The sequence below is a fragment of the Tenacibaculum geojense genome (assembly GCF_042676005.1).
GTDB lineage: Bacteria > Bacteroidota > Bacteroidia > Flavobacteriales > Flavobacteriaceae > Polaribacter > Polaribacter geojense.
In genome coordinates this window covers 1-1,297 of record NZ_JBHTJR010000056.1, presented here as the reverse complement: position 1 = coordinate 1,297, position 1,297 = coordinate 1, and the positions used below count along the sequence as shown (strand labels likewise).

The 1,297-nt window shown below is 45.2% G+C and carries 1 pseudogene; it reads right to left on the bottom strand.

The annotated features are described in order from the left end of the window. A pseudogene (locus tag ACFQ1U_RS12860) lies at window positions 1-1,297 on the bottom strand (hypothetical protein); the annotation flags it as partial.

The following is a 1,297-nucleotide window of genomic DNA, read 5'->3' as shown; positions in this document are numbered from 1 at the left end:
CCACTCAAAACTGTTCTTCCATCTGCTCCATCAGCTCCCGCTGCGCCAACTAAACTGGTTCCTGATCCCCAAGCACCACCTGTTTTAGGTCCATAGATTAAATTATCATCCGTATCAATGTAGAAATCTCCGTCAACTCCTTCTGTAGTTGGACTCAACGTACCACTTAAAACTGTTCTTCCATCTGATCCATCAGCACCTGCTGCGCCAACTAAACTGGTTCCTGATCCCCAAGCACCACCTGTTTTAGGTCCGTAGATTAAATTATCATCCGTATCAATGTAGAAATCGCCATCAACGCCTTCTGTGGTTGGACTTACTGTACCACTCAAAACTGTTCTTCCATCAGCCCCATCGGCACCTGCTGCGCCAACTAAACTGGTTCCTGATCCCCAAGCGCCACCTGTTTTAGGTCCATAGATTAAATTGTCATCCGTATCAATGTAGAAATCTCCGTCAACTCCTTCTGTAGTTGGACTCAACGTACCACTTAAAACTGTTCTTCCATCTGCTCCATCAGCACCTGCTGCGCCAACTAAACTGGTTCCTGATCCCCATGCACCACCTGTTTTAGGTCCATAGATTAAATTATCATCCGTATCAATGTAGAAATCACCATCAACGCCTTCTGTAGTTGGACTTACCGTACCACTTAAAACTGTTCTTCCATCTGATCCATCAGCACCTGCTGCGCCAACTAAACTGGTTCCTGATCCCCATGCGCCACCTGTTTTAGGTCCGTAGATTAAATTGTCATCCGTATCAATGTAGAAATCTCCATCAACGCCTTCTGTGGTTGGACTTACTGTACCACTTAAAACTGTTCTTCCATCTGATCCATCAGCACCTGCTGCTCCAACTAAACTGGTTCCTGATCCCCATGCGCCACCTGTCTTAGGTCCATAGATTAAATTATCATCTGTATCAATGTAGAAATCACCGTCAACTCCTTCTGTAGTTGGACTCAACGTACCACTTAAAACTGTTCTTCCATCTGCTCCATCAGCACCTGCTGCGCCAACTAAACTGGTTCCTGATCCCCATGCGCCACCTGTTTTAGGTCCGTAGATTAAATTATCATCCGTATCAATGTAGAAATCACCATCTACACCTTCTGTAGTTGGACTTATCGTACCACTTAAAACTGTTCTTCCATCTGCTCCATCAGCACCTGCTGCGCCAACTAAACTGGTTCCTGATCCCCAAGCACCACCTGTTTTAGGTCCATAGATTAAATTATCATCCGTATCAATGTAGAAATCGCCATCAACTCCTTCTGTAGTTGGACTTACCGTAC